General features: G+C 64.5%; 21 protein-coding genes and 1 tRNA gene. 13 read left to right on the top strand and 9 right to left on the bottom strand.

Features of this window, described 5'->3' with window-relative positions; translation table 11 throughout:
* Nucleotides 1-5: 5 nt before the first annotated feature.
* The 4 genes from E0501_RS13740 (at nucleotide 6) to E0501_RS13725 (ending at nucleotide 4,331) form a co-directional block, all read left to right on the top strand.
* Complete coding sequence (locus tag E0501_RS13740; RefSeq protein WP_137701959.1) at nucleotides 6-578, top strand: hypothetical protein; 573 nt, start codon at nucleotides 6-8, stop codon at nucleotides 576-578.
* Entirely contained in the window at nucleotides 578-2,167 is a 1,590-nt protein-coding gene (locus tag E0501_RS13735) for a tripartite tricarboxylate transporter permease (protein WP_137701958.1), read from the top strand. The genes E0501_RS13740 and E0501_RS13735 overlap by 1 nt, the downstream gene beginning before the upstream one ends.
* A complete protein-coding gene (locus tag E0501_RS13730) occupies nucleotides 2,164-3,687 on the top strand; it encodes a sulfatase-like hydrolase/transferase (protein ID WP_137701957.1) in 1,524 nt (507 codons plus the stop codon). The genes E0501_RS13735 and E0501_RS13730 overlap by 4 nt, the downstream gene beginning before the upstream one ends.
* A gap of 230 nt (nucleotides 3,688-3,917) precedes the next feature.
* Nucleotides 3,918-4,331: a c-type cytochrome gene (locus tag E0501_RS13725; protein WP_137701956.1), complete on the top strand. Its 414-nt coding sequence runs from the start codon at nucleotides 3,918-3,920 to the stop codon at nucleotides 4,329-4,331.
* 70 nt (nucleotides 4,332-4,401) lie between these two features.
* On the opposite strand, the gene glnA is transcribed toward E0501_RS13725, so the two are convergent.
* Nucleotides 4,402-5,805: a type I glutamate--ammonia ligase gene (glnA, locus tag E0501_RS13720; RefSeq protein ID WP_137701955.1), complete on the bottom strand. Its 1,404-nt coding sequence runs from the start codon at nucleotides 5,803-5,805 to the stop codon at nucleotides 4,402-4,404.
* A 76-nt stretch (nucleotides 5,806-5,881) separates the two neighbouring features.
* Nucleotides 5,882-6,220: a P-II family nitrogen regulator gene (locus E0501_RS13715; protein WP_137701954.1), complete on the bottom strand. Its 339-nt coding sequence runs from the start codon at nucleotides 6,218-6,220 to the stop codon at nucleotides 5,882-5,884.
* 83 nt (nucleotides 6,221-6,303) lie between these two features.
* Between E0501_RS13715 and E0501_RS21765 the strand changes: the two genes are divergently transcribed.
* Both E0501_RS21765 and E0501_RS21760 read left to right on the top strand, forming a co-directional pair.
* Nucleotides 6,304-7,176 carry an NAD(P)H-hydrate epimerase gene (locus E0501_RS21765; protein ID WP_328591479.1) on the top strand — a complete coding sequence of 291 codons (873 nt, stop codon included), beginning with the start codon at nucleotides 6,304-6,306 and terminating at the stop codon, nucleotides 7,174-7,176.
* Nucleotides 7,166-8,050 carry an NAD(P)H-hydrate dehydratase gene (locus E0501_RS21760; RefSeq protein ID WP_328591478.1) on the top strand — a complete coding sequence of 295 codons (885 nt, stop codon included), beginning with the start codon at nucleotides 7,166-7,168 and terminating at the stop codon, nucleotides 8,048-8,050. Before E0501_RS21765 ends, E0501_RS21760 begins: the two co-directional genes overlap by 11 nt.
* Before the next feature lie 6 nt (nucleotides 8,051-8,056).
* Here the strand turns inward: E0501_RS21760 and E0501_RS13705 are convergent, their stop codons facing one another.
* On the bottom strand, nucleotides 8,057-8,506 hold the full coding sequence (locus E0501_RS13705; RefSeq protein ID WP_137701953.1) for a Hint domain-containing protein: 450 nt from the start codon (nucleotides 8,504-8,506) through the stop codon (nucleotides 8,057-8,059).
* A gap of 176 nt (nucleotides 8,507-8,682) precedes the next feature.
* Here E0501_RS13705 and E0501_RS13700 point away from each other — a divergent pair.
* Nucleotides 8,683-8,767: transfer RNA gene (locus E0501_RS13700), tRNA-Leu, on the top strand.
* Between the two features lie 142 nt (nucleotides 8,768-8,909).
* Nucleotides 8,910-10,244 (top strand): trigger factor, encoded by a 1,335-nt coding sequence (gene tig, locus E0501_RS13695; protein WP_137701952.1) that lies wholly within the window; start codon nucleotides 8,910-8,912, stop codon nucleotides 10,242-10,244.
* A gap of 115 nt (nucleotides 10,245-10,359) precedes the next feature.
* On the opposite strand, the gene E0501_RS13690 is transcribed toward tig, so the two are convergent.
* The gene (locus E0501_RS13690; RefSeq protein WP_137701951.1) at nucleotides 10,360-11,406 is read right to left on the bottom strand and encodes a PLP-dependent transferase; all 1,047 of its coding nucleotides are present in this window, start codon (nucleotides 11,404-11,406) and stop codon (nucleotides 10,360-10,362) included.
* A gap of 152 nt (nucleotides 11,407-11,558) precedes the next feature.
* On the opposite strand from E0501_RS13690, the gene E0501_RS13685 reads away from it, so the two are divergent.
* Nucleotides 11,559-11,978 (top strand): DUF1330 domain-containing protein, encoded by a 420-nt coding sequence (locus E0501_RS13685; protein WP_137701950.1) that lies wholly within the window; start codon nucleotides 11,559-11,561, stop codon nucleotides 11,976-11,978.
* A 176-nt stretch (nucleotides 11,979-12,154) separates the two neighbouring features.
* On the opposite strand, the gene E0501_RS13680 is transcribed toward E0501_RS13685, so the two are convergent.
* From E0501_RS13680 to rpsF, 5 genes are all read right to left on the bottom strand, one after another.
* The gene (locus E0501_RS13680; RefSeq protein ID WP_137701949.1) at nucleotides 12,155-13,363 is read right to left on the bottom strand and encodes a cytochrome P450; all 1,209 of its coding nucleotides are present in this window, start codon (nucleotides 13,361-13,363) and stop codon (nucleotides 12,155-12,157) included.
* A 67-nt stretch (nucleotides 13,364-13,430) separates the two neighbouring features.
* On the bottom strand, nucleotides 13,431-14,057 hold the full coding sequence (locus E0501_RS13675) for a CatB-related O-acetyltransferase (protein WP_137701948.1): 627 nt from the start codon (nucleotides 14,055-14,057) through the stop codon (nucleotides 13,431-13,433).
* Nucleotides 14,058-14,190: 133 nt separating this feature from the next.
* A complete protein-coding gene (gene rplI / locus E0501_RS13670) occupies nucleotides 14,191-14,832 on the bottom strand; it encodes a 50S ribosomal protein L9 (RefSeq protein ID WP_137701947.1) in 642 nt (213 codons plus the stop codon).
* Between the two features lie 12 nt (nucleotides 14,833-14,844).
* Nucleotides 14,845-15,072, bottom strand: a complete 228-nt coding sequence (rpsR, locus tag E0501_RS13665) for a 30S ribosomal protein S18 (RefSeq protein WP_009805008.1) — start codon at nucleotides 15,070-15,072, stop codon at nucleotides 14,845-14,847.
* A 26-nt stretch (nucleotides 15,073-15,098) separates the two neighbouring features.
* Nucleotides 15,099-15,452 carry a 30S ribosomal protein S6 gene (gene rpsF / locus E0501_RS13660; protein ID WP_137701946.1) on the bottom strand — a complete coding sequence of 118 codons (354 nt, stop codon included), beginning with the start codon at nucleotides 15,450-15,452 and terminating at the stop codon, nucleotides 15,099-15,101.
* 308 nt (nucleotides 15,453-15,760) lie between these two features.
* Between rpsF and E0501_RS13655 the strand changes: the two genes are divergently transcribed.
* The 4 genes from E0501_RS13655 to E0501_RS13640 all read left to right on the top strand — a co-directional run bounded on the left by E0501_RS13655 (nucleotide 15,761) and on the right by E0501_RS13640 (nucleotide 18,793).
* Entirely contained in the window at nucleotides 15,761-16,243 is a 483-nt protein-coding gene (locus E0501_RS13655) for a hypothetical protein (RefSeq protein ID WP_137701945.1), read from the top strand.
* A gap of 109 nt (nucleotides 16,244-16,352) precedes the next feature.
* Nucleotides 16,353-17,294, top strand: coding sequence for an ACP S-malonyltransferase (gene fabD, locus E0501_RS13650; protein WP_137701944.1), 942 nt, complete (start codon nucleotides 16,353-16,355; stop codon nucleotides 17,292-17,294).
* A gap of 52 nt (nucleotides 17,295-17,346) precedes the next feature.
* On the top strand, nucleotides 17,347-18,084 hold the full coding sequence (gene fabG / locus E0501_RS13645) for a 3-oxoacyl-[acyl-carrier-protein] reductase (protein ID WP_137701943.1): 738 nt from the start codon (nucleotides 17,347-17,349) through the stop codon (nucleotides 18,082-18,084).
* A 127-nt stretch (nucleotides 18,085-18,211) separates the two neighbouring features.
* Nucleotides 18,212-18,793 carry a TetR/AcrR family transcriptional regulator gene (locus E0501_RS13640; protein WP_137701942.1) on the top strand — a complete coding sequence of 194 codons (582 nt, stop codon included), beginning with the start codon at nucleotides 18,212-18,214 and terminating at the stop codon, nucleotides 18,791-18,793.
* The last annotated feature ends 161 nt before the right edge of the window (nucleotides 18,794-18,954 follow it).

Raw genomic sequence — 18,954 nt, 5'->3', positions numbered from 1 at the left:
ATCTGATGCGTCCCCCTGAAACCGGATCGCGGGCGAACCTGTATCTTGCGCTGGGTGCGATCGGGGTTGCGCTGGTCCTGGCGCTGGTCTGGGTGCCGCTGGACAGCGGCAGCGGCCTGATCGTGAAAGTGCGCCGGCAGGTGACGATTGGCGATGCGCTGGCGCCGACGCTGGCCGCCGGGATGATCGCGATCGGGGGGCTGTTGCTGCTTTTTCAGCGCGGGGCCGAGGGGCAGGGCGGGCTGAGCCGCGCCAACCTGGCATTTCTGCTGCGTTTCCTGCTGCTGTGCGCGGCAGGCTTTGCGATCATGCGCTGGGCCGGGCCGCTGGCGGTGGCAGGCGCCAACCTGGTGAGCGACGAGACGCTGAGCTATCGCACGCTGCGCGATACGGCGCCATGGAAGTATATCGGCTTTTTCCTGGGCGGCACGTTCCTGATTGCCGGGATGATCGTACAGATCGAGGGGCGGCTGAGCCGGCGCGCGGTGGTGATCGCGGTGCTGGCCGTCGCGGCGCTGATCGCGCTTTACGACCTGCCGTTCGATGACCTGCTGTTGCCGCCCAACGGGGACGTGTGATGGGGGTGGGCGACTATATCTGGATGGGCATCCTGGCCGTGTTCCAGGGCCCGGAGGCGTTTTCGCTGTTCGGGATCGGCATTTCGATCACCGTGCTGATGGTGCTGGCGGGGTTTCTGCTGGGCATCATCGTGGGGGCGACGCCGGGGCTGGCCGGGCCGATGGCGATGGCGATTTCGCTGCCGATCCTGATTTCGGCCTTCGGGTTTTCGCCCGATGCGCTGTTGCCGGTGATGGGCTTCCTGATCGGGGTGATGAAGGGGGCCACGGTGGGCGGTGCGGTACCGGCGATCCTGTTCAACACGCCCGGCACGCCCGATGCCTATATGACGACGCTGGACGGCTATCCGATGACGCGGGCCGGGCAGGCGCGCAAGGCGTTGAAGCTGGCGCATGTCAGCTCGGCCTCGGGGGATACGTTCTCGGATATCGTGCTGATCCTGTGCGCGCCGTTCTTGGCGGTGCTGGTTGAGGCCTACCTGGACCTGCCGGAAAAGACCGCACTGCTGATCCTGTCGCTGGCGTTCATTTCGTCGGTGATCGGCGGGTCGGTGGGCAAGGGGCTCATTTCGATGGGGTTGGGCTTGCTGGCGGTCTATATCGGCACCGGCGAGGAGTTCTATCCGCGGCTGAGTTTCGGCACGCAGGCGCTGGCGCAGGGCTTTCCGGTGGCGACGGCCGTTCTGGGCGTGCTGATCCTGGGCGAGGTGTTCCGCGCGCTGGAAGACCTGTGGCACGAGCGGCGTGCCACTGCCGCGGCGGCCGAACCCGCGCAAACGGGCGATCAGCACCTGCACTGGGCCGACATTCGCCGGATTGCGCCCTATATCGCGCGCTCGGCGGTGATCGGCACGGTGATCGGCGCGCTGCCCGGGATCGGATCGACCCTGGCGGCGACGCTGGGCTATTCCTCGGGGGCGCGGCGGCATGCGCGCAAGCGCCCGCAAGCGGTGCAGTTCGGAGAGGGCGCGCCCGAGGGCATCGCCGCGACCGAGGCGGCGAATTCATCGGTGTCGGGCGCGAACCTGATCCCGGTGCTGTCGCTGGGCATTCCCGGCAACGCGGCGGCGGTTTTCCTGATCCTGGCGGCCGAGAGCATCGGCGGCTTCAACCCGGGGCCGGGGGTGTTCAAGTTCACCGCCGAGACGGTGAACCCCGAGCTGGTGGCGGCCTTTGGCCTTTTCACCATGATGATGCTGGCCAACGCGATGAACTGGACCATCGGCGGCGCGTTCATGCGAATGGCGGGCGTGATGGTGCGCGTGCCCAAGCCGATCCTGCTGCCCGCTGTCCTGCTTCTGACGCTGACCGCGATCTACGTGCAGGAGGGGCGGATGCTGGCGATCTGGTTTGCCATCGGCTTCGGCGTCCTGGGGTACCTGATGCGGCGCGTCGGCATGTCGCCGCTGCCTTTCGTCATCGCTTTCATCCTGGGTGGCAAGCTTGAGGATACCGCGCGGCAGGCCTTTGCCGCGACGGGGGGCGATGCGTGGTTCCTGTTCACCCATCCGATCGCAGCGCTGTTCATGGCGTTGGCGGTCCTGTTCGTGGCGCTGTCGCTGCGCAAACCAAGCGAGGCCCAAAGATGAAACGCCCCAATATCCTGCTGATTTCCGCCGACCAGTTGCGCGCCGATTGCCTGGGCTTCATGGGGCGCAAGATCAAGACGCCGCACCTGGACCAGATGGCCGCGGATGGCACGCATTTCACCGCCTGCATCACCCCGTCGGTGGTGTGCCAGCCGGCGCGCGCGTCGATCCTGACCGGGCAGCTGTGCCGCACGCACGGGGTGCATGACAACGGCATCGACCTTGATCCGGCGGTGGGCGAGAAGGGTTTCGCCGGGGCGCTGGCTGTCGCAGGCTACCAGACCGCGTTTTTCGGCAAGGCGCATTTTTCGACCTATCACACCTTTGAACCCACCGGCACGCCGGAATGCCTGCGATCGTCCGCGAACTACGGGGCGGACTGGTTCGGGCCCTATATGGGGTTCGAGCATGTCGAGATGATGCTGGTGGGCCATAACTGGTGGGCGCCCGAGAAACCGCCGGCGGGCCAGCATTACGAGCGGTTCTATCACATGGACGGGCGCGGCGACGAAAAGACCCGGCTGATGTGGGAGAACGCGGGCGATACCAAGGGCGCGGCGCAGACCTGGCATTCGCGCCTGCCGGTGGCCTGGCACAATTCGCCCTGGACCGCCGACCGCGCCATCGAGTGGCTGCGCCACGGGCGCGATGCAGACCAGCCGTTCTGCGCCTGGGTCAGCTTTCCCGATCCGCATCACCCGTTCGATTGCCCCGAGCCGTGGTCGTGGCTGCACAAACCCGAGGAGGTGGACCTGCCCAAGCATCGCACCCGCAGTTACGAGGGCAAACCCTGGTGGCACGAAGCAGCGCTGGAAGGCGAACCGGCCGACCCGGTCAACGCCGAGGTGCGCAAGCAATACAGCCGCATCGCGCCGCAGAGCGACGCGCAGCTGCGCGAGATCATTGCCAACACCTATGGCCAGATCGCGCTGATCGACCACCAGGTTGGACGGCTGATGATCGCGCTGGAAGAGGCCGGGCTGCGCGAGGACACGCTGGTGATCTTCATCTCGGATCATGGCGACTGGCTGGGCGATCACGGGCTGATCCTGAAGGGGCCGATGCATTACGAGGGCCTGTTGCGGGTGCCGATGATCGTGCAGGGGCCCGGGGTGCCCGCGGGCAAGGTGGTGGCCGAGCCGGTTTCGACGCTGGACCTGGGGCCGACCTTCTTTGACTACGGGGGCGCCCAGGCGCTGCAGACGCAGCACGGGGCCAGCCTGAAGCCGCTGATCGAAGGCGACGCGACCCGCAAGTTTGCACTGAACGAGTGGGGGCTGGGCCCGGGGCGCGTGGGCGTAGCGCTGGAGCTGCGCACGGTCCGCACGCGGACGCATAAATTGACGGTCGACCTGAATTCCGGGGCAGGGGAGCTCTATGATCTGGAGGCCGATCCCCATGAATGCGAAAATCTGTTCGACCGGCCCGAAGCGCAGGCCATTCGCGCCGAGTTGGAAGCCCACATCGCCGCGCGCCCGAAAGACGAGAGCCCGCTGCGCGAGCCCGTGGGCACGGCCTGACGGCGGCATATCAGGAAACGTCCGGGCAATCGCGCGGCCGCCACGCATCGCGGGGGACGGCGCGCGCCGACCGGGTGCCGGAAAACCATCTGTAGGTAAGTGAAAAGCCACGATTGATCCTGGCTTTGGCGGGCGTTGATCTGTGTCAATGCACCGCCGCAGTTGGCAGGGGAGCATTGTGCCAGGTCGTGTCACTCCGAGCGGCCGCTCACATCACGGGAGGGAATGTGATGTTCAAGTCACTTATAACAGTAGGAGTTATCGCGAGTTTCGCAGCAACCGCAGCCGTGGCCGAGGAGAAAACCGGCCGGGAGGAATACATGAATGCCTGTGCCGGCTGCCACGGGGCATCGGGCAAGGGGGATGGGCCGCTGGCCGATCTGCTGAAAAGCCCACCGACCGACCTGACCCGGCTGAAGGCCGAGAAGGGAGAAGGTGAATTTCCGTTCGAATACGTGCTCTGGATGGTCGATGGCCGCAACATGATCCGGTTCCATGGTGGCGAAATGCCGGTGTGGGGCGATCGCTTCATGATGGATGCGGCAAGCGAGGAGGCCGAGAGCGAGGCCCCGGAGATACGCGAGCTGATCGTGCGGGGGCGGGTGCTGTCGCTGGTCTATTACCTGGGGTCGATCCAGCAGTGAGACGAACCGATCGCGGTTCAAAAGAAAAGGGCGCCCCGCGAGGCGCCCTTTCCCGTACTGTCCCTCAGCCTTAGCAGCTGTAGTACATCCCGAATTCCACCGGGTGCGGAGTGTGTTCGAAGAGCTCGACTTCTTCCATCTTGAGGTCGATGTAGCCTTCGATCTGGTCCTTGGTGAACACGTCGCCTGCGAGCAGGAAGTCGTGATCGTTGGCCAGGCAATCGAGTGCTTCGCGCAGCGAACCGCAGACCGTCGGAATGCCGGCCAGTTCTTCGGCGGGCAGGTCGTAGAGGTTCTTGTCCATGGCTTCGCCCGGATCGATCTTGTTCTTGATGCCGTCGAGACCGGCCATCAGGAGCGCGGCAAAGCACAGGTAGGGGTTTGCCGACGGATCGGGGAAACGGGCCTCGACGCGTTTTGCCTTGGGCGATTCGGTCCACGGGATCCGGACGCAGCCCGAGCGGTTGCGAGCCGAGTAGGCGCGCAGCACGGGGGCCTCGAAACCGGGGATCAGGCGCTTGTAGCTGTTGGTCGAGGGGTTGGTGAAGGCATTGAGCGTTTTGGCGTGCTTCAGGATGCCACCGATGAAGTAGAGCGCTTCCTGGCTCAGGTCGGCGTATTTGTCGCCGGCAAAGAGCGGCTTGCCGTCTTTCCAGATCGACATGTTGCAGTGCATGCCGGTGCCGTTGTCGCCGTAGATCGGTTTCGGCATGAAGGTGGCCGATTTGCCGTAGGCGGCAGCGACGTTGTGGATGACGTATTTGTATTTCTGAAGCTCATCGGCCTGTTTGGTCAGGCTGCCGAAGATCAGGCCCAGCTCGTGCTGGCAGGAGGCCACTTCGTGGTGGTGCTTGTCGACCTTCATGCCGATGCGCTTCATCGTCGAGAGCATTTCCGAACGGATGTCCTGCGCGTCGTCGGTCGGGTTCACGGGGAAATAGCCGCCCTTGATGCCGGGACGGTGCCCCGAGTTGCCCATCTCGTACTCGGTGTCGCTGTTCCAGGAGGCGTCGATCGCGTCGACCTCGTAGGAGACCTTGTTGATCGAGTTCGAGAAGCGCACGTCGTCGAAGAGGAAGAATTCGGCTTCGGGGCCCCAGTAGGAAATGTCGCCGATGCCGCTCGATTTCAGGTAGGCCTCGGCCTTCTGCGCGGTGCCGCGGGGGTCACGCTCGTAGGGTTCGCCGGTGTCGGGCTCGACCACCGAGCAGTGGATGCAGAGGGTTTTCTCGGCATAGAACGGATCGACATAGCAGCTGTCCTGGTCGGGCATCAGTTTCATGTCGGAGGCTTCGATCGATTTCCAGCCGGCGATCGAGGAACCGTCGAACATGAAGCCTTCTTCGAGGAAGTCTTCGTCGACCTGGTCGGCCATCACCGTCACGTGCTGCAGCTTGCCGCGCGGGTCGGTGAAGCGAATGTCGACATATTCGACATCTTCTTCTTTCATCATGGTGAGAACAGCGTTGCTCATACCGTTTTCGTCCTTCTGCTGAGTGATTTCGTTGAGTTCGGTTTGCGGCGCCCGGGGCCCGGGAGCCGGGTGAGGGTCAGAGTGCGTCCGATCCGGTTTCGCCGGTGCGGATGCGGATGGCCTGTTCGACCGGGCTGACGAAAATCTTGCCGTCGCCGATCTTGTCGGTCTTGGCAGCGTCGATGATCGCTTCGACGGCGGCGTCGACCTGATCGTCGTCGAGCACGACTTCGAGTTTCACCTTGGGCAGAAAATCGACCACGTATTCCGCGCCGCGGTAGAGCTCGGTATGGCCTTTCTGGCGCCCGAAGCCCTTGACCTCGATCACGGAAAGGCCCTGAACGCCCACATCCTGAAGCGCTTCTTTGACTTCATCGAGCTTGAAGGGCTTGATGATGGCTTCGATCTTTTTCATGGGGCCTCTCCCTCGGCAATTCAGTTGGAGGTGTCTCAGCACTTCCCCCGGGGGCACACAATTGGATAGGGTCGGGGCAAGGGGTGGCGCAGGGGCGAAAACAGGCGAATGCCTATTTTTTGTGCAAAACGCCCGAGATGTGGGCGAAAGTGAATCGAAGCGGTGGAAAAATGACCGAATTGCTGACCGCGGCGCAGATGCGGGCGATCGAAAAAGCGGCGATCGACAGCGGCAAGGTGACGGGGCTGGAACTGATGGAACGCGCCGGCCGTGGCGTGGTTGAAGCGGTATTCGAGGAATGGCCGGAACTGGCCCGGGCACCGCACCGGACGGTGGTGCTGTGCGGACCGGGCAACAACGGCGGTGACGGGTTCGTCGTGGCGCGGCTTTTGAAAGAGCGGGGGTGGAACGTGGAGGTGTTTCTCTACGGCGACCCCGACAAGCTGCCGCCGGATGCGAAGGTGAATTACGAGCGTCTGCCCGATGGTGTAGCGTTGCACCGGCTGTCGGCTCCGGTTCCCACGAGTGATGAAATCGATGCGTTCCAGGAGGCGGCATCGCACGTGCCCGACGTGGCAGCGGCCCCGTCTGGCGAAGTGCTGCCTCCGTTTCTTGTTGTTGATGCATTGTTCGGGATCGGTTTAACGCGGCCTCTGAGTGGTATTGATGAGTTGGTCTGGCATTGGGATTACCTGGCCGCATACCCGGATTTGAATGATGCCCGGATCGTCGCGGTGGATTTGCCCAGCGGGATCGACGGGGATAGTGGCGACATTGTCTATGGTGATGACATTGCCGGAACAGGGGTGTTGCCCGCCTGTCTTACGGTAACGTTTCACAAGTTGAAATCCGGTCATCGCATGGCGTCGAACCCAAATCTGATGGGGCGTGTGATCGTGAAGGATATTGGATTGGCGCCATGGGATCGCGAAGGGGAGGCGATGGATGTTTCGTGAGCCTCGGGTTCTGACTGGTAGCGCAGAACGCATCAACACGTTGAAAAAAGTGAATGGACACAAGTACAGCTATGGCCACGCGCTGATCCTTTCGGGCGGGCCGGGCCACACCGGCGCGGCGCGGCTGGCAGCGCGGGCGGCGCTGCGCATCGGCGCGGGGCTGGTGACGCTGGGGGTTCCGGGATCGGCGCAGATGGAGGTGGCGAGCCAGATCACGGCGGTGATGCTGAAACGGGCAGGGAAACCCGAGGAACTGGTGGCGGTGCTTGAGGATGGGCGGATCAACGCGCTCTGCCTTGGGCCGGGGTTGGGGACGAGACGGGCGCGCGCGTTGGTTGAGGTGGCCGCGCGTGCCGAGCGCGCACCCACCCTGGTACTCGACGCGGATGCGCTGACCGCATTCGAGGCGGAGCCGGAGGCGCTCTTCTCTCTTTGTAGAGAGACTCGCGTGGTGATGACACCGCATGCGGGGGAGTTCGGGCGTCTGTTTCCAGATATCGCCGAGCGGCTGGCGTCGCCCGCCGCCAAGTGCCCGGCCTATTCCAAGGTGGACGCCACGCGGGACGCCGCCAAGCGCGCGGGATGCGTGGTTCTCTACAAGGGGCCGGATACGGTGATTGCAGACCCGGAGGGCCGGTGCAGCCTCAACTCGGCGGCCTACGACCGCGCTGCGCCGTGGTTGGCGACGGCGGGGTCGGGCGACGTGCTGGCGGGGTTCATCACCGGGCTTCTGGCGCGGGGCGTTGATCCGATGCAGGCGGCGGAGACGGCGGCCTGGCTGCATGTGGAATGCGCGCGCTCGTTTGGCCCGGGGCTGATTGCCGAGGATCTGCCGGAAGAATTGCCGAAGGTGTTCCGGGCGATCGGGGTCTAGCGGGGATCACGCGGCGCGGCGGAGCGCCTCACCCGGTTCGCAGGCCAGTTCAAGCCCGTCTACATAGAGGATATGCGGGCCATCGAAGGACAGGTCGAAGAGCGTCATGTCGCGCATGCCGGCGAGGCGGACGAATTCGCCATCGGCAAGATCGCGGGCGGGGACCAGTGCCTGGGGCTGGCCGAAAAGCGCCTGGGCGCGCCAGTCGCGCACGAGGACCTTGTGATCGGCGGGGATAAGCGTGTCGTCGTCCGGGCAGGTGTGGCCCAGCGAGCCGCCGATGATCGACACGGTTTCGACCCGCGCGCGGCGCGAGGTCACATCGCCCAGCAACACCATGCCGCGATCGCGGGTGATGATGCGATCGCCGGGGGCCAGGTGTTCGACCGGCAGCGCGCCGTCAAGCGTGAGGATGATGCTGCCCAGAGGGAAGCCGTTGGATGTATATGCGGACACCCCGACGCGTCGAAGCCCCCCTTGCGGGACATTTTCATTGGGCAAACCTGCTCTTTCTGCCTCGTTATTTTGGGTCAGTTTATGCCAAGATCGGGTTAATGTCGCCTGTTTTTCGCGTGCGCGGGTGGGATTTGCTCTCGCCTTGGGCGGGGCGCTTTGCTAGATAGCGCCGGCGTGCGGGTGTGGCGGAACTGGTAGACGCACCAGATTTAGGTTCTGGCGCCGCGAGGCGTGGGGGTTCGAGTCCCTTCACCCGCACCAAATCAACCCCGGAGGAGAACGCCGCCCAACCGACCGGGGCCCAACGATTCAGGGTTGATCCCCCCCGGTGGCCAGATTAGGAAGGCGCAAATTTCATCAGGCCGCCGCACGGGCGGCCTGCTCAGCTTATGCGAGGATGGACATGCAAGTCACCGAAACCCTGAACGAAGGCCTCAAGCGCGCCTATCAACTGATGATCACGGCGCAGGAACTGGACGACAAGGTCAACCAGAAGCTGGCCGAAGCCCAGCCCGAAGTCGAAATGAAGGGCTTTCGCAAGGGCAAGGTGCCGATGGCGCTGCTGAAAAAGCAGTTCGGCGACCGCATCATGGGCGAAGCGATGCAGGAATCGATCGACGAGGCCATGGGCAAGCATTTCGAGGAAAGCGGCGACCGCCCGGCGCTGCAGCCGCAGATCCAGATGGTCGATGGCGAGAACTGGAAACAGGGCGACGATGTCACCCTGGAGATGAGCTATGAGGCGCTGCCGGAGATTCCCGAAGTCGAGCTGAAGAAGATCAAGCTGGAAAAGATGATCGTGAAGGCCGGCGATGACGAGATCAACGAGGCGCTGGACAGCCTGGCCGAGACCGCGCAGGAGTTCGAGCCGCGCAAGAAGGGATCGAAGGCCAAGGATGGCGACCAGGTTGTGATCGATTTCGTCGGCAAGGTCGACGGCGAGGCCTTTGAGGGCGGCGCGGCCGAGGATTACCCGCTGGTGCTGGGCTCGGGCTCGTTCATTCCGGGCTTCGAAGAGCAGCTGGTCGGCGTGAAGGTCGGCGAGGAAAAGGACGTGACCGTGTCCTTCCCCGAGGCCTACCAGGCCGAGCACCTGGCCGGTAAAGAGGCTGTCTTCTCCTGCACCGTGAAAGAGGTGAAGGAACCGAAGAAGGCCGAGATCAACGATGAACTGGCGCAGAAATTCGGTGCCGAGGACCTGGCCGCGCTGAAGGCACAGGTCGCCGAGCGTCTGGAGGCTGAATATGCCGGCGCGGCTCGCGCGGTGATGAAGCGCGCGCTGCTTGATGAGCTGGACAAGGCGGTGAAATTCGACCTGCCGCCGAGCCTGGTGGAAGCCGAGGCCAAGCAGATCGCGCACCAGCTGTGGCACGAGGAGCACCCGGAGGTGCACGACCACGACCACGGTGAAATCGAGGCCACCGACGAGCACAACAAGCTGGCCGAGCGCCGGGTGAAGCTGGGCCTGTTGCTGGCCGAGCTGGGCCAGAAAGCCGAGGTCGAGGTGAGCGATGCGGAGATGACCCAGGCGATCATGAACCAGGCCCGCCAGTACCCGGGCCAGGAGCGCCAGTTCTTCGAATTCGTGCAGCAGAACGCCGAAATGCAGCAACAGCTGCGCGCGCCGATCTTCGAGGACAAGGTCGTGGATTACGCGTTCGAGCTGGCCACAGTGAAGGACAAGGACGTCAGCAAGGACGACCTGCAGAAGGCTGTCGAGGCGCTCGACGAGGAATAAGCCGGGTTATCATCCCGTTGCTGCGAAGGCCGCCCCGAACCGGGGCGGCCTTTTTTCTTGTCTGGTTTTCCGAGAATGGCGTCCCCGGGTTGTTCGGGGTCGGAGGACGGATTTGTCAGAGCCGTTCCAGGGCGCGCGTGAGACCTGCCGTCAGCTGGGCGGTGGGTTCGATACCGAAAGAAAGCCGCAGGAAACCGCCGGGCACATCGTCGCCCCAGCGGGCGCGGCGATCGCCCGAGCTGTGCAACCCGCCGAAGCTGGTTGTGGGGGCAAAGCCCGCGAGGGACAGGAAGCGGTCTGCGGTGGGCGTGTCGGCGAAGGTGGCACCGACGAGAAAGCCCTGGTCGGCCGCCTGCGGGTGCGGCCGGGGATAGGTGACATCGGCCACCTTGTCAGAATTCTGCAGCAGTGGCAGGGCGGCGCGGGCGTTTTCGCACATGCGGGCGAGCCGTATCTCCAGTGTTTCCAGCCCGCGCAGCAGCAGCCAGGCTTCCATCGGGGCGGGGATTGCGCCGGCCAGCGTGCGGGTGGCGTGCAGTTTTTCCATCAGCGCCGTGTCGCGGCTGGCGACATGGCCCATGAGCAGGTCGGAATGGCCGGCCATCGCCTTGGTGTCCGACACGATCACCGCGTCGGCGCCTAGGTCGAGTGGCTGTTGCAGGAGCGGGGTGCAGACCGTGTTGTCGACGACGAGGCGGGCGCCCGCGGCACGGCAGCGTGCCGAAAAAGCCGCAATATCAACAACCTGCAGGCCCGGGTTCGACGGTGTTTCGATCACGACCATGGCGTAGCCTTCGAGTGGGGCGGTCGCGATACCATCAGCGGGCACGGTATCCATGGAGATGCCGAAGGGGGCGAGGATCTGCTCGGTCAGGGCGCGGGCGGCGAAATAGCCGTCCGACAGCAGAAGCACCCGGTCGCCGGACTGCAGCGCAGCCATGAGCAACGCGCCGTAAGCCCCCATCCCGGAAGGGAAAAGCAGGCAGGGTGCGTCTTCGATCAGCGAAAGGCGCTGTTCCACCGCCGAGACGCTGGGGGTGGCGGTGCGGCCATAGGTGCGGTCGGGGTCTGGCTGCTCGGGCAGGGCGAAAGCCGAGGTCATGACCAGCGGTTCCGGCACCGGATCGCCCGGCGTAAGCGCCGCGGAACGGGCGTGCAACATATTGAAAAAGCGGGATAAAGCCTGAGCCTGGGTCACCGGAATCTCCTTCGGAATCGGGGGCACTATGTCGGCTCTGTCGCGGCGTCACAAGCGGCGATGCGTTGACGCAGGGACAGGGCCGCGACAGGCTGGCCTGAAAGGGAGGTGCTGCCATGGATTACGTCGGGTTTACGGGCGAGGAATTTCGCGGGTTTCGGGATGTGCCGCGGGAGGGGCCGATCCACATGCTGAACCTGGTGAAGCTGAAGGAGAAGGCGGATTACCCCGACGGGCGCACGGCCACTGGTGCCGAGGCCTATGTCGCCTATGGCCGGGAAACATTCCATATTCTCAAGCGGTTGGGCGGGCGGATCGTGTGGCGCGGCCGGATGGAATTCATGCTGATCGGGCCGCAGGACAGCGAAAAATGGGACCTGTGTTTCATCGCCGAATACCCGTCGGTCGATGCCTTTGTCAGCATGATCAAGGACCCGGAATACCGCGAGGCGATGGTGCATCGGCAGGCCGGTGTGCAGGATTCCCGGCTGATCCGGATGGAGCCGCAAGAGGTGGGCGAGGGGTTCGGCGACTAGGGTGTTGCGCCAAAGGTTAACGCCGGAAAAGCAGGGGGCACAGGGCGTGCACGCTGCGTGCACCGCCCGGCTGCCGGGGCGTTTGTGGACCGGACAAGGGTAAACACAAGGTACGATGCCGTGTGCGGACGTGTGGCGGGCTGAAGCCCGCCCTACGGTGCCGTGACCGGAGCGCGTCAGGTCACGCGGATCGGCAGGGTGGCATAGCCACGGAACCGGGCCAGCGGCACGAGGCTGCGGGGGCCGGCCTGCTGCAGTTTCGGGAAGCGTTTCACGAACTTGCCGAGCGCAATCCGCCCCTCGATCCGCGCCAGCGTGGCGCCAAGACAGACATGGATGCCGGTGATGAAGGCGATGTGCCGGTTGGGCTTGCGGGTGATGTCGACCCGGTCGGGATCGTCGAACACCGCCGGATCGCGGTTGGCGCCGGCGATCGAGGTGTGAATGTAGGTGCCGGCGGGCAGGATCTGGTCTTCGAGCTCGATATCGCTGGAGGCGAGGCGGTTGCCGATCTGCAGCGGCGATTGCACGCGCAGGAACTCTTCGACCGCGCTGTCGATGAGGGTGGGATCATCGAGCAGCATGCGGTGCTGCGCGGGTTCGTCGAGCAGGATACCGATGGAGTTGCCGACGAAGCTGGTGGTGGTTTCGTGGCCCGCGTTGAGCAGGAAGATGCAGTTCTGGATCAGCTCTTCCTGGGTCAGCTGCCGCCCGTCATGTTCACCGAAGATGAGCGCTTCGAGCACTTCGCCCCGATGCGCGCCCTCGGGATTGGCGCGGCGGTGGTTGATCAGGTCGTCGAGGATTTCGCTGAATTCCGTGACCGCCCGGTTGCCGGCCTGCAGCCGGTCCTCGGGCACCACGGGATCGAGCGCGCCGAGGATGGCGAGCGAGTAGCCACGCAGTTTCGAGCGGTATTCCTCGGGGATGCCGAGCATGAAGGAGATGATCTCGGTCGGCAGGACCTTGGCGAAATCCTCGATCAGGTCGAGCTCGCCCTTGTCCTCGACGCGGTCGAGCAGGCGGTCGACGATCTCGTCGATGAGCGGCTCGAACTCGGCCAGCTTGCGCGGGGTGAAGGCGCCCGAAATGAGCTTGCGCACCACGGTGTGATAGGGCGGGTCGTTGAAGATGAGCGAGGTGGTGTGGTGGGTGAGCAGCGGGCACTGGCCGAATTTCTTGCCGAATTCCTGCTTCTTGTCGCTGAGCATGTCGCGCGACTGGTAGACCTTGAGGCAATCGGCGTGGCGGGTGAGGAAGACCGAGCCATCGGCGTTGCGGTGAACCGGGCTGGTTTCACGCAGGGCGCGGAGCGTGGGGAAGGGATCTTCGATGAAGTCCTGCCCGATGCTCATCAGGTCGAAATCGCGGATATTGCCGTCCATTGGTGCCTCCCTCTCCGATGCTCATGGTAGGCATGCTTACGATAGAGGGCAAGCGGCAGGTGGCGGGCTATTCGGGATCAACGGGGAGCGGGGCCATCGCCTCGAGTAGGTCGAGAGCCTGTTCGATATTGTCAAAGGGGAGATGCGAGATTTCTTCGAGTGGGCGGTTCCACCAACGCGAAGCCAGAAGCCGGTCGATGATATCTGGCGGGAAACGATACTTGATGATCTTGGCCGGAGCGCCGGCGACAATGGCATAGGGGGGCACGTCGTCCTTGACGACGCTGCCGGCGGCGATGACGGAACCATCGCCCACGGTGACGCCGCGCAGGATGGTGACCTTGGTGCCGATCCAGACGTCGTTGCCGATCTGCGGGCCGCGGGGGCGTTCAAGAGGGACGCGGGTGATCGCCTCCCACTCCGGCTGGCCCGTGAAATGACCGTGCGAATACTGGAACGGGTGGGTCGACAGGAAATGCATCGGGTGGTCGAACACGCCGATTTCGACAAACCGGGCAATCGAACAGAACCGGCCGACATGGCTGTCACTGGCGAGATAGGAGAAATCGGAGATGTAGCTGAGACGCCCCACCGAGCAGTTTGCGTCGATCTTGACGAAGCGCGCGAGGCGCACCGGGGTTTCCAGCTTCGCGGACTTGTCGACGATAACACGCCGGTGGATCACGTTTTCCATGGGGCCTCACTGCTCGGCCGGGGTGGTCTTTGCCCGCAGACTATGACCCGAATGGCAAAGAGAGCAATGCCGGACAAGAAAAAGGCCGCGCCCGTAAGCGCGGCCTTTCCGATTTGTGCGAAGCGGTGAAAGCTCAGCTTTCCTCTTCGCTGCCTTCTTCGGCGGCTTCTTCCTCGGTCTCGACACCTGCGGCTTCGGCCAGGTCCTCGTCTTCCGAGGCGGCGGCGCCGATGTCTTCGAAGAGTTCCGCGATCTCGAAATCGGCGGCGGCTTCTTCTTCCGCGGCCAGTTCCTGGATCGACTTGCCCGACGCCTGGAGCTCGGCCTCTTCAGGCGAGCGGGCGACGTTCAGCTGGATTGTCGCTTCGACCTCGGGGTGCAGGACGATCTGCACGTCGTGCAGGCCCAGCTCCTTGATCGGGGCGGACAGAACGACCTGCTTGCGATCGACCGAGAACCCGTCTTCGGTGGCGGCATCGGCGGCGTCGCGGGTGGTGACGGAGCCGTAGAGCGCGCCGGAATCGGAAGCCGAGCGAATCACGATGAACTGCTGTCCGTCGAGCTTGGCGGCGAGCGCCTCGGCTTCTTTCTTGGTTTCCAGGTTACGGGCTTCGAGCTGGGCTTTCTGGGCTTCGAAGGCGGCGATGTTGGCCTTCGAGGCGGTCAGAGCCTTGCCCTGCAGCAGCAGGTAGTTGCGGGCGTAACCGGGTTTGACGTCGACGACGTCACCCATCTGGCCCAGCTTGGCCACGCGTTCGAGAAGGATAACTTGCATGTCAGTCTCTCCTTACTTCACGGCGTAGGGCAGAAGGGCGAGGAAGCGGGCGCGCTTGATCGCGCGGGCCAGTTCACGCTGCTTCTTGGCCGAGACGGCGGTGATACGGGAGGGCACGATCTTGCCGCGCTCGGAGATGTAGCGCTGCAGGAGCTTGGTGTCCTTGTAGTCGATCTTGGGTGCGTTCTCGCCCGAGAAGGGGCACACCTTGCGACGGCGGAAAAACGGTTTTGCTGCCATGGTTTAGCGTCCTTTCTTCAGGCTGATCAGCGGCGTTCGCGGCGGTCGCCGCGCTCGTCGCGCTTCTGCATCTGGACCGACGGGCCTTCCTCGTGCTCGTCGACCTTGATGGTCAGCACGCGCATCACGTCGTCATGCAGGCGCATGAGGCGTTCCATTTCCTGAATGGCCGGCGCCGGGGCGTCGGTTTTCAGGAAGGCGTAGTGCCCCTTGCGGTTCTTGTTGATCTTGTAGGCCATCGTCTTGACGCCCCAGTACTCGCTGTCGAGTACCTGGCCGCCGTTGTCGGACAGCACAGCGCCGAAGTGTTCGATGAGTCCTTCGGCCTGGGTGTTGGACAGGTCCTGGCGCGAGATGAATACATGCTCGTAGAGCGGCATGCGGTCTTCCTCTTTGTACAAGCGCATTTCAAAGGAGGGGCCCCTGAGATCCTTTCGCGACCCCCTCCACGAGAGACTGCGCGGTTCATGAAAACTGCGAAAGGACGCGGGCGTATACGATGGTTTCGACCACAGCGCAACCCGTGATCGGCACGGGGATCGGCATGGGCGCGGTGCCCCGTTCCTGCCGCAATTGCCGGGAAAAGACCAAATTTGCGTCGAATTGGGGACGCCTTCTTTGGGGATTCTCGTTCAGGTAGAGGTGGCGTCCGCCGCCTTGCCAGGCCCTGAGAAGAGAGGCGAATGACATGGTTGCGCAAGCGAAGGCCATTGCGGCCGAGATCGAGGAAACCAAGGTAATCCCCGGCCATGCGACAAGCGGCTATCTGAGTGCGATCGTCGGCACGGCGCTGTGCGCCGCGGCCCTGGGGCTTTGGTTCGTGCCGGGCGCGAACTGGGATCCGGCACTGATGCTGGTCAAGCTGGGCATGTCGGGCTTTTTCCTGGGCGGCGGGGCGATGTTCATCCTGGCGGCGCGCCGCAAGAGCCCGCCCGAGGTGATCCTGGATGGCCGCCGCGGGCGCCTGACGCTGATCCAGCACGACATCGACGGTGCGCCCTGCGCCACCGAGGTGAACTATGACGACCTGAGCGAGGTGGATTTCCGCGAGGGCATGCTGATTGCGCGCAATCATCACGGCCAGCCCGTGGTGGAGATGCCGGTGGAACATGCCGGCGATCTTGACGAGATCCGCGCGGCGCTTGGCCCGGCCTTTGCGCGCAGCGCCTGATATCACGCGGCATTTCCGGTTCTGAATTGCAGGCGGCGGCCACTGTGCCGTTGCGCCTGAGACGCGGCCACGCTATCCCGTCGCAAAGCGAGAAGCGAGGGAGGGGCAGATGAGCCGCGCATTCGTATTTCCCGGGCAAGGTGCCCAGACCATCGGCATGGGCAAGGACCTGGCCGAGGCCTATCCGGCGGCGAAAGCCGTGTTCGACGAGGTCGACGAGGCCCTGGGCGAGAAGCTGAGCGCGCTGATCTGGGAAGGTGAGCAGGACGAGCTGACCCTGACGCAGAACGCCCAGCCGGCGCTGATGGCGACGTCGATGGCGGCGATGCGGGCGCTGGAGGCCGAGGGGGTTGCCATCACCGATGCGGCCTTTGTCGCCGGGCATTCGCTGGGCGAGTATTCGGCGCTGGCGGCGGCGGGCGCGCTGAGCGTGGCCGATACCGCGCGCCTGTTGCGTGCGCGCGGCCAGGCGATGCAGGAGGCCGTTCCGGTGGGCGTGGGCGCGATGGCCGCGATCCTGGGGCTGGACCTGGCGACAGTGCGGGCGGTGGCCAAGGCCGCGGCGCAGGGCGAAGTATGCCAGGCGGCAAATGACAACGATCCGGCGCAGGTGGTGGTTTCGGGCCACAAGGCGGCGGTAGAGCGCGCGGTGGAACTGGCCAAGGACAAGGGCGCCAAGCGCGCGGTGCTGCTGCCGGTCTCGGCGCCGTTTCACTGCAGCCTGATGAAGCCCGCCGCGAAGGTAATGGCCGACGCGCTGAGCCATGTGGAGATCAAGCGGCCCGCGGTGCCGGTGGTGGCCAACGTGCTGTCCGAGCCGGTGAGCGATCCGTCGACGATCCGGTCGCTGTTGGTCGAGCAGATCACCGGATCGGTGCGCTGGCGCGAAACCATCGAGCACATGGGCGGCGACGGCGTTACGGAAATCTGGGAGATCGGGGCCGGCAAGGCACTGTCGGGCATGGTGCGGCGGATCAACCGCGATATCGCCACCCGCGCAGTGGGTACGGCCGAGGATGTGAAAGCCGCGGCGGAAAGCGTGAAGGGCTGAGCCAGACAAGGTGCCCGGGAAAAGGGACCCGGGAATAGGAAAGGAAAACCCAATGTTTGATCTGACGGGGAAAAACGCGCTGGTCACAGGCGCTTCGGGCGGGATTGGCGGTGCGATTGCCGCGGCGTTGCACGGCGCGGGCGCCACCGTGGGCCTGAGTGGCACGCGGGTGGAGCCGCTGGACGCGCTGGCCGGAGAGCTGGGGGAGCGCGCCCATGTTCTGCCCTGTAACCTGAGCGATGCCGAGGCTGTCGAGGCGCTGCCGGGGCAGGCGGCCGAGGCGATGGGATCGGTCGATATCCTGGTCAACAACGCGGGTATCACCCGTGACCAGGTGTTCATGCGCATGTCGGACGAGGACTGGCAGAGTGTACTGGACGTGAACCTGACGGCGACGATGCGGCTGTGCCGGGGCGTGATGCGGCCGATGATGAAGGCCCGCTGGGGCCGGATCATCAATATCTCGTCCATCGTCGGGGCCACAGGCAACCCGGGGCAGGCCAATTACGCGGCGTCGAAGGCCGGCATGGTCGGCATGACCAAGTCGATCGCCTATGAGGTGGCGAGCCGCGGCATTACCGCCAACGCGGTGGCGCCGGGGTTCATCGCCACGGCGATGACCGACAAGCTGAACGACGATCAGAAGGCCAAGATCAACGCGCAGATCCCGGCGGCCCGCATGGGCACGCCCGAGGAGATCGCCGCCGCGGTGCTCTACCTGGCGAGCAACGAGGCCGGATACGTGACCGGCACGACGCTGCATGTCAACGGCGGGATGGCGATGCTCTGACGGGGTCCGGGCGAGTCCGAAATGTCACGGACGCCGGCGGGATTTCCCCTGCCGGCGTCTTTTCTTTTGCGGCAGGGTGCTGCTTTTGTAGAATCGCGTCACCAATAAAGAAAAAACGGAGCAGGTTATGGGCAGGAAAGCAGGCTTTGCCGATGAAGACGTCTATGCCGTGGTGGCCAAGGGGATCACGGGCGATGCGATGCCGGGAATCAAGGATATTTCGCTGGCCTCGGGGGTGTCCGTGGGCTCGCTTTATCACCGGTTCGGATCGTTCGAGGGGTTGTTGACCGAGGTCTGGGCCTGGTCGGAAGGTGCTTATCTGAAGGGTGTGTTGAACATCATGGAGGCGGGCGGGGTGCGCTCGGGGTTGCGCGCGGCGCTGCACATGGTGCGCTATTGCCGGAAGTCACCCGAGGCGGCGCCGGTTCTGACCAGTGCGCAGCGGGCCGCATTGCGGCAGGCCGCGCTGAGCGGTCCCTATGCGAGCGAGGCGCGTGCGCTGCTGGATGACATGGAGGCGGCGCTGGAAAAATTCGCGTCGGATCATGGCATTACCCGGGAAGAGGCCGAGCTGGCGATCATGGGCTTCCCGCGGGCGATCGTGCGCACCTACCTGGCGCATGGCAGCCTGCCGGGCGACGTGGATGTGCAACTGCGCCAGAGTTTCTGGGGCGTGATCAGCGCCAACCAGCGCAAGAAAGCGGCCTGACGCCGCGGCACGCGCGCCGGGCCGCCGGTGGCGGAAACCGGCGCGGTGCTTGTCGCTGCCGCGCGGCGGGCAAAGGGAAAGCGTTTGCCTTCGGGGTTTCCTGTGCTATAGGCGGCGCAGATTCACTTGCGCCTCTCGTGAAACAGGGGCGGTGATGGCCC

It is taken from the genome of Marimonas lutisalis (assembly GCF_005434965.1).
GTDB classification, from domain to species: domain Bacteria; phylum Pseudomonadota; class Alphaproteobacteria; order Rhodobacterales; family Rhodobacteraceae; genus Marimonas_A; species Marimonas_A lutisalis.
This window is presented reverse-complemented; position numbering and strand designations above follow the sequence as displayed.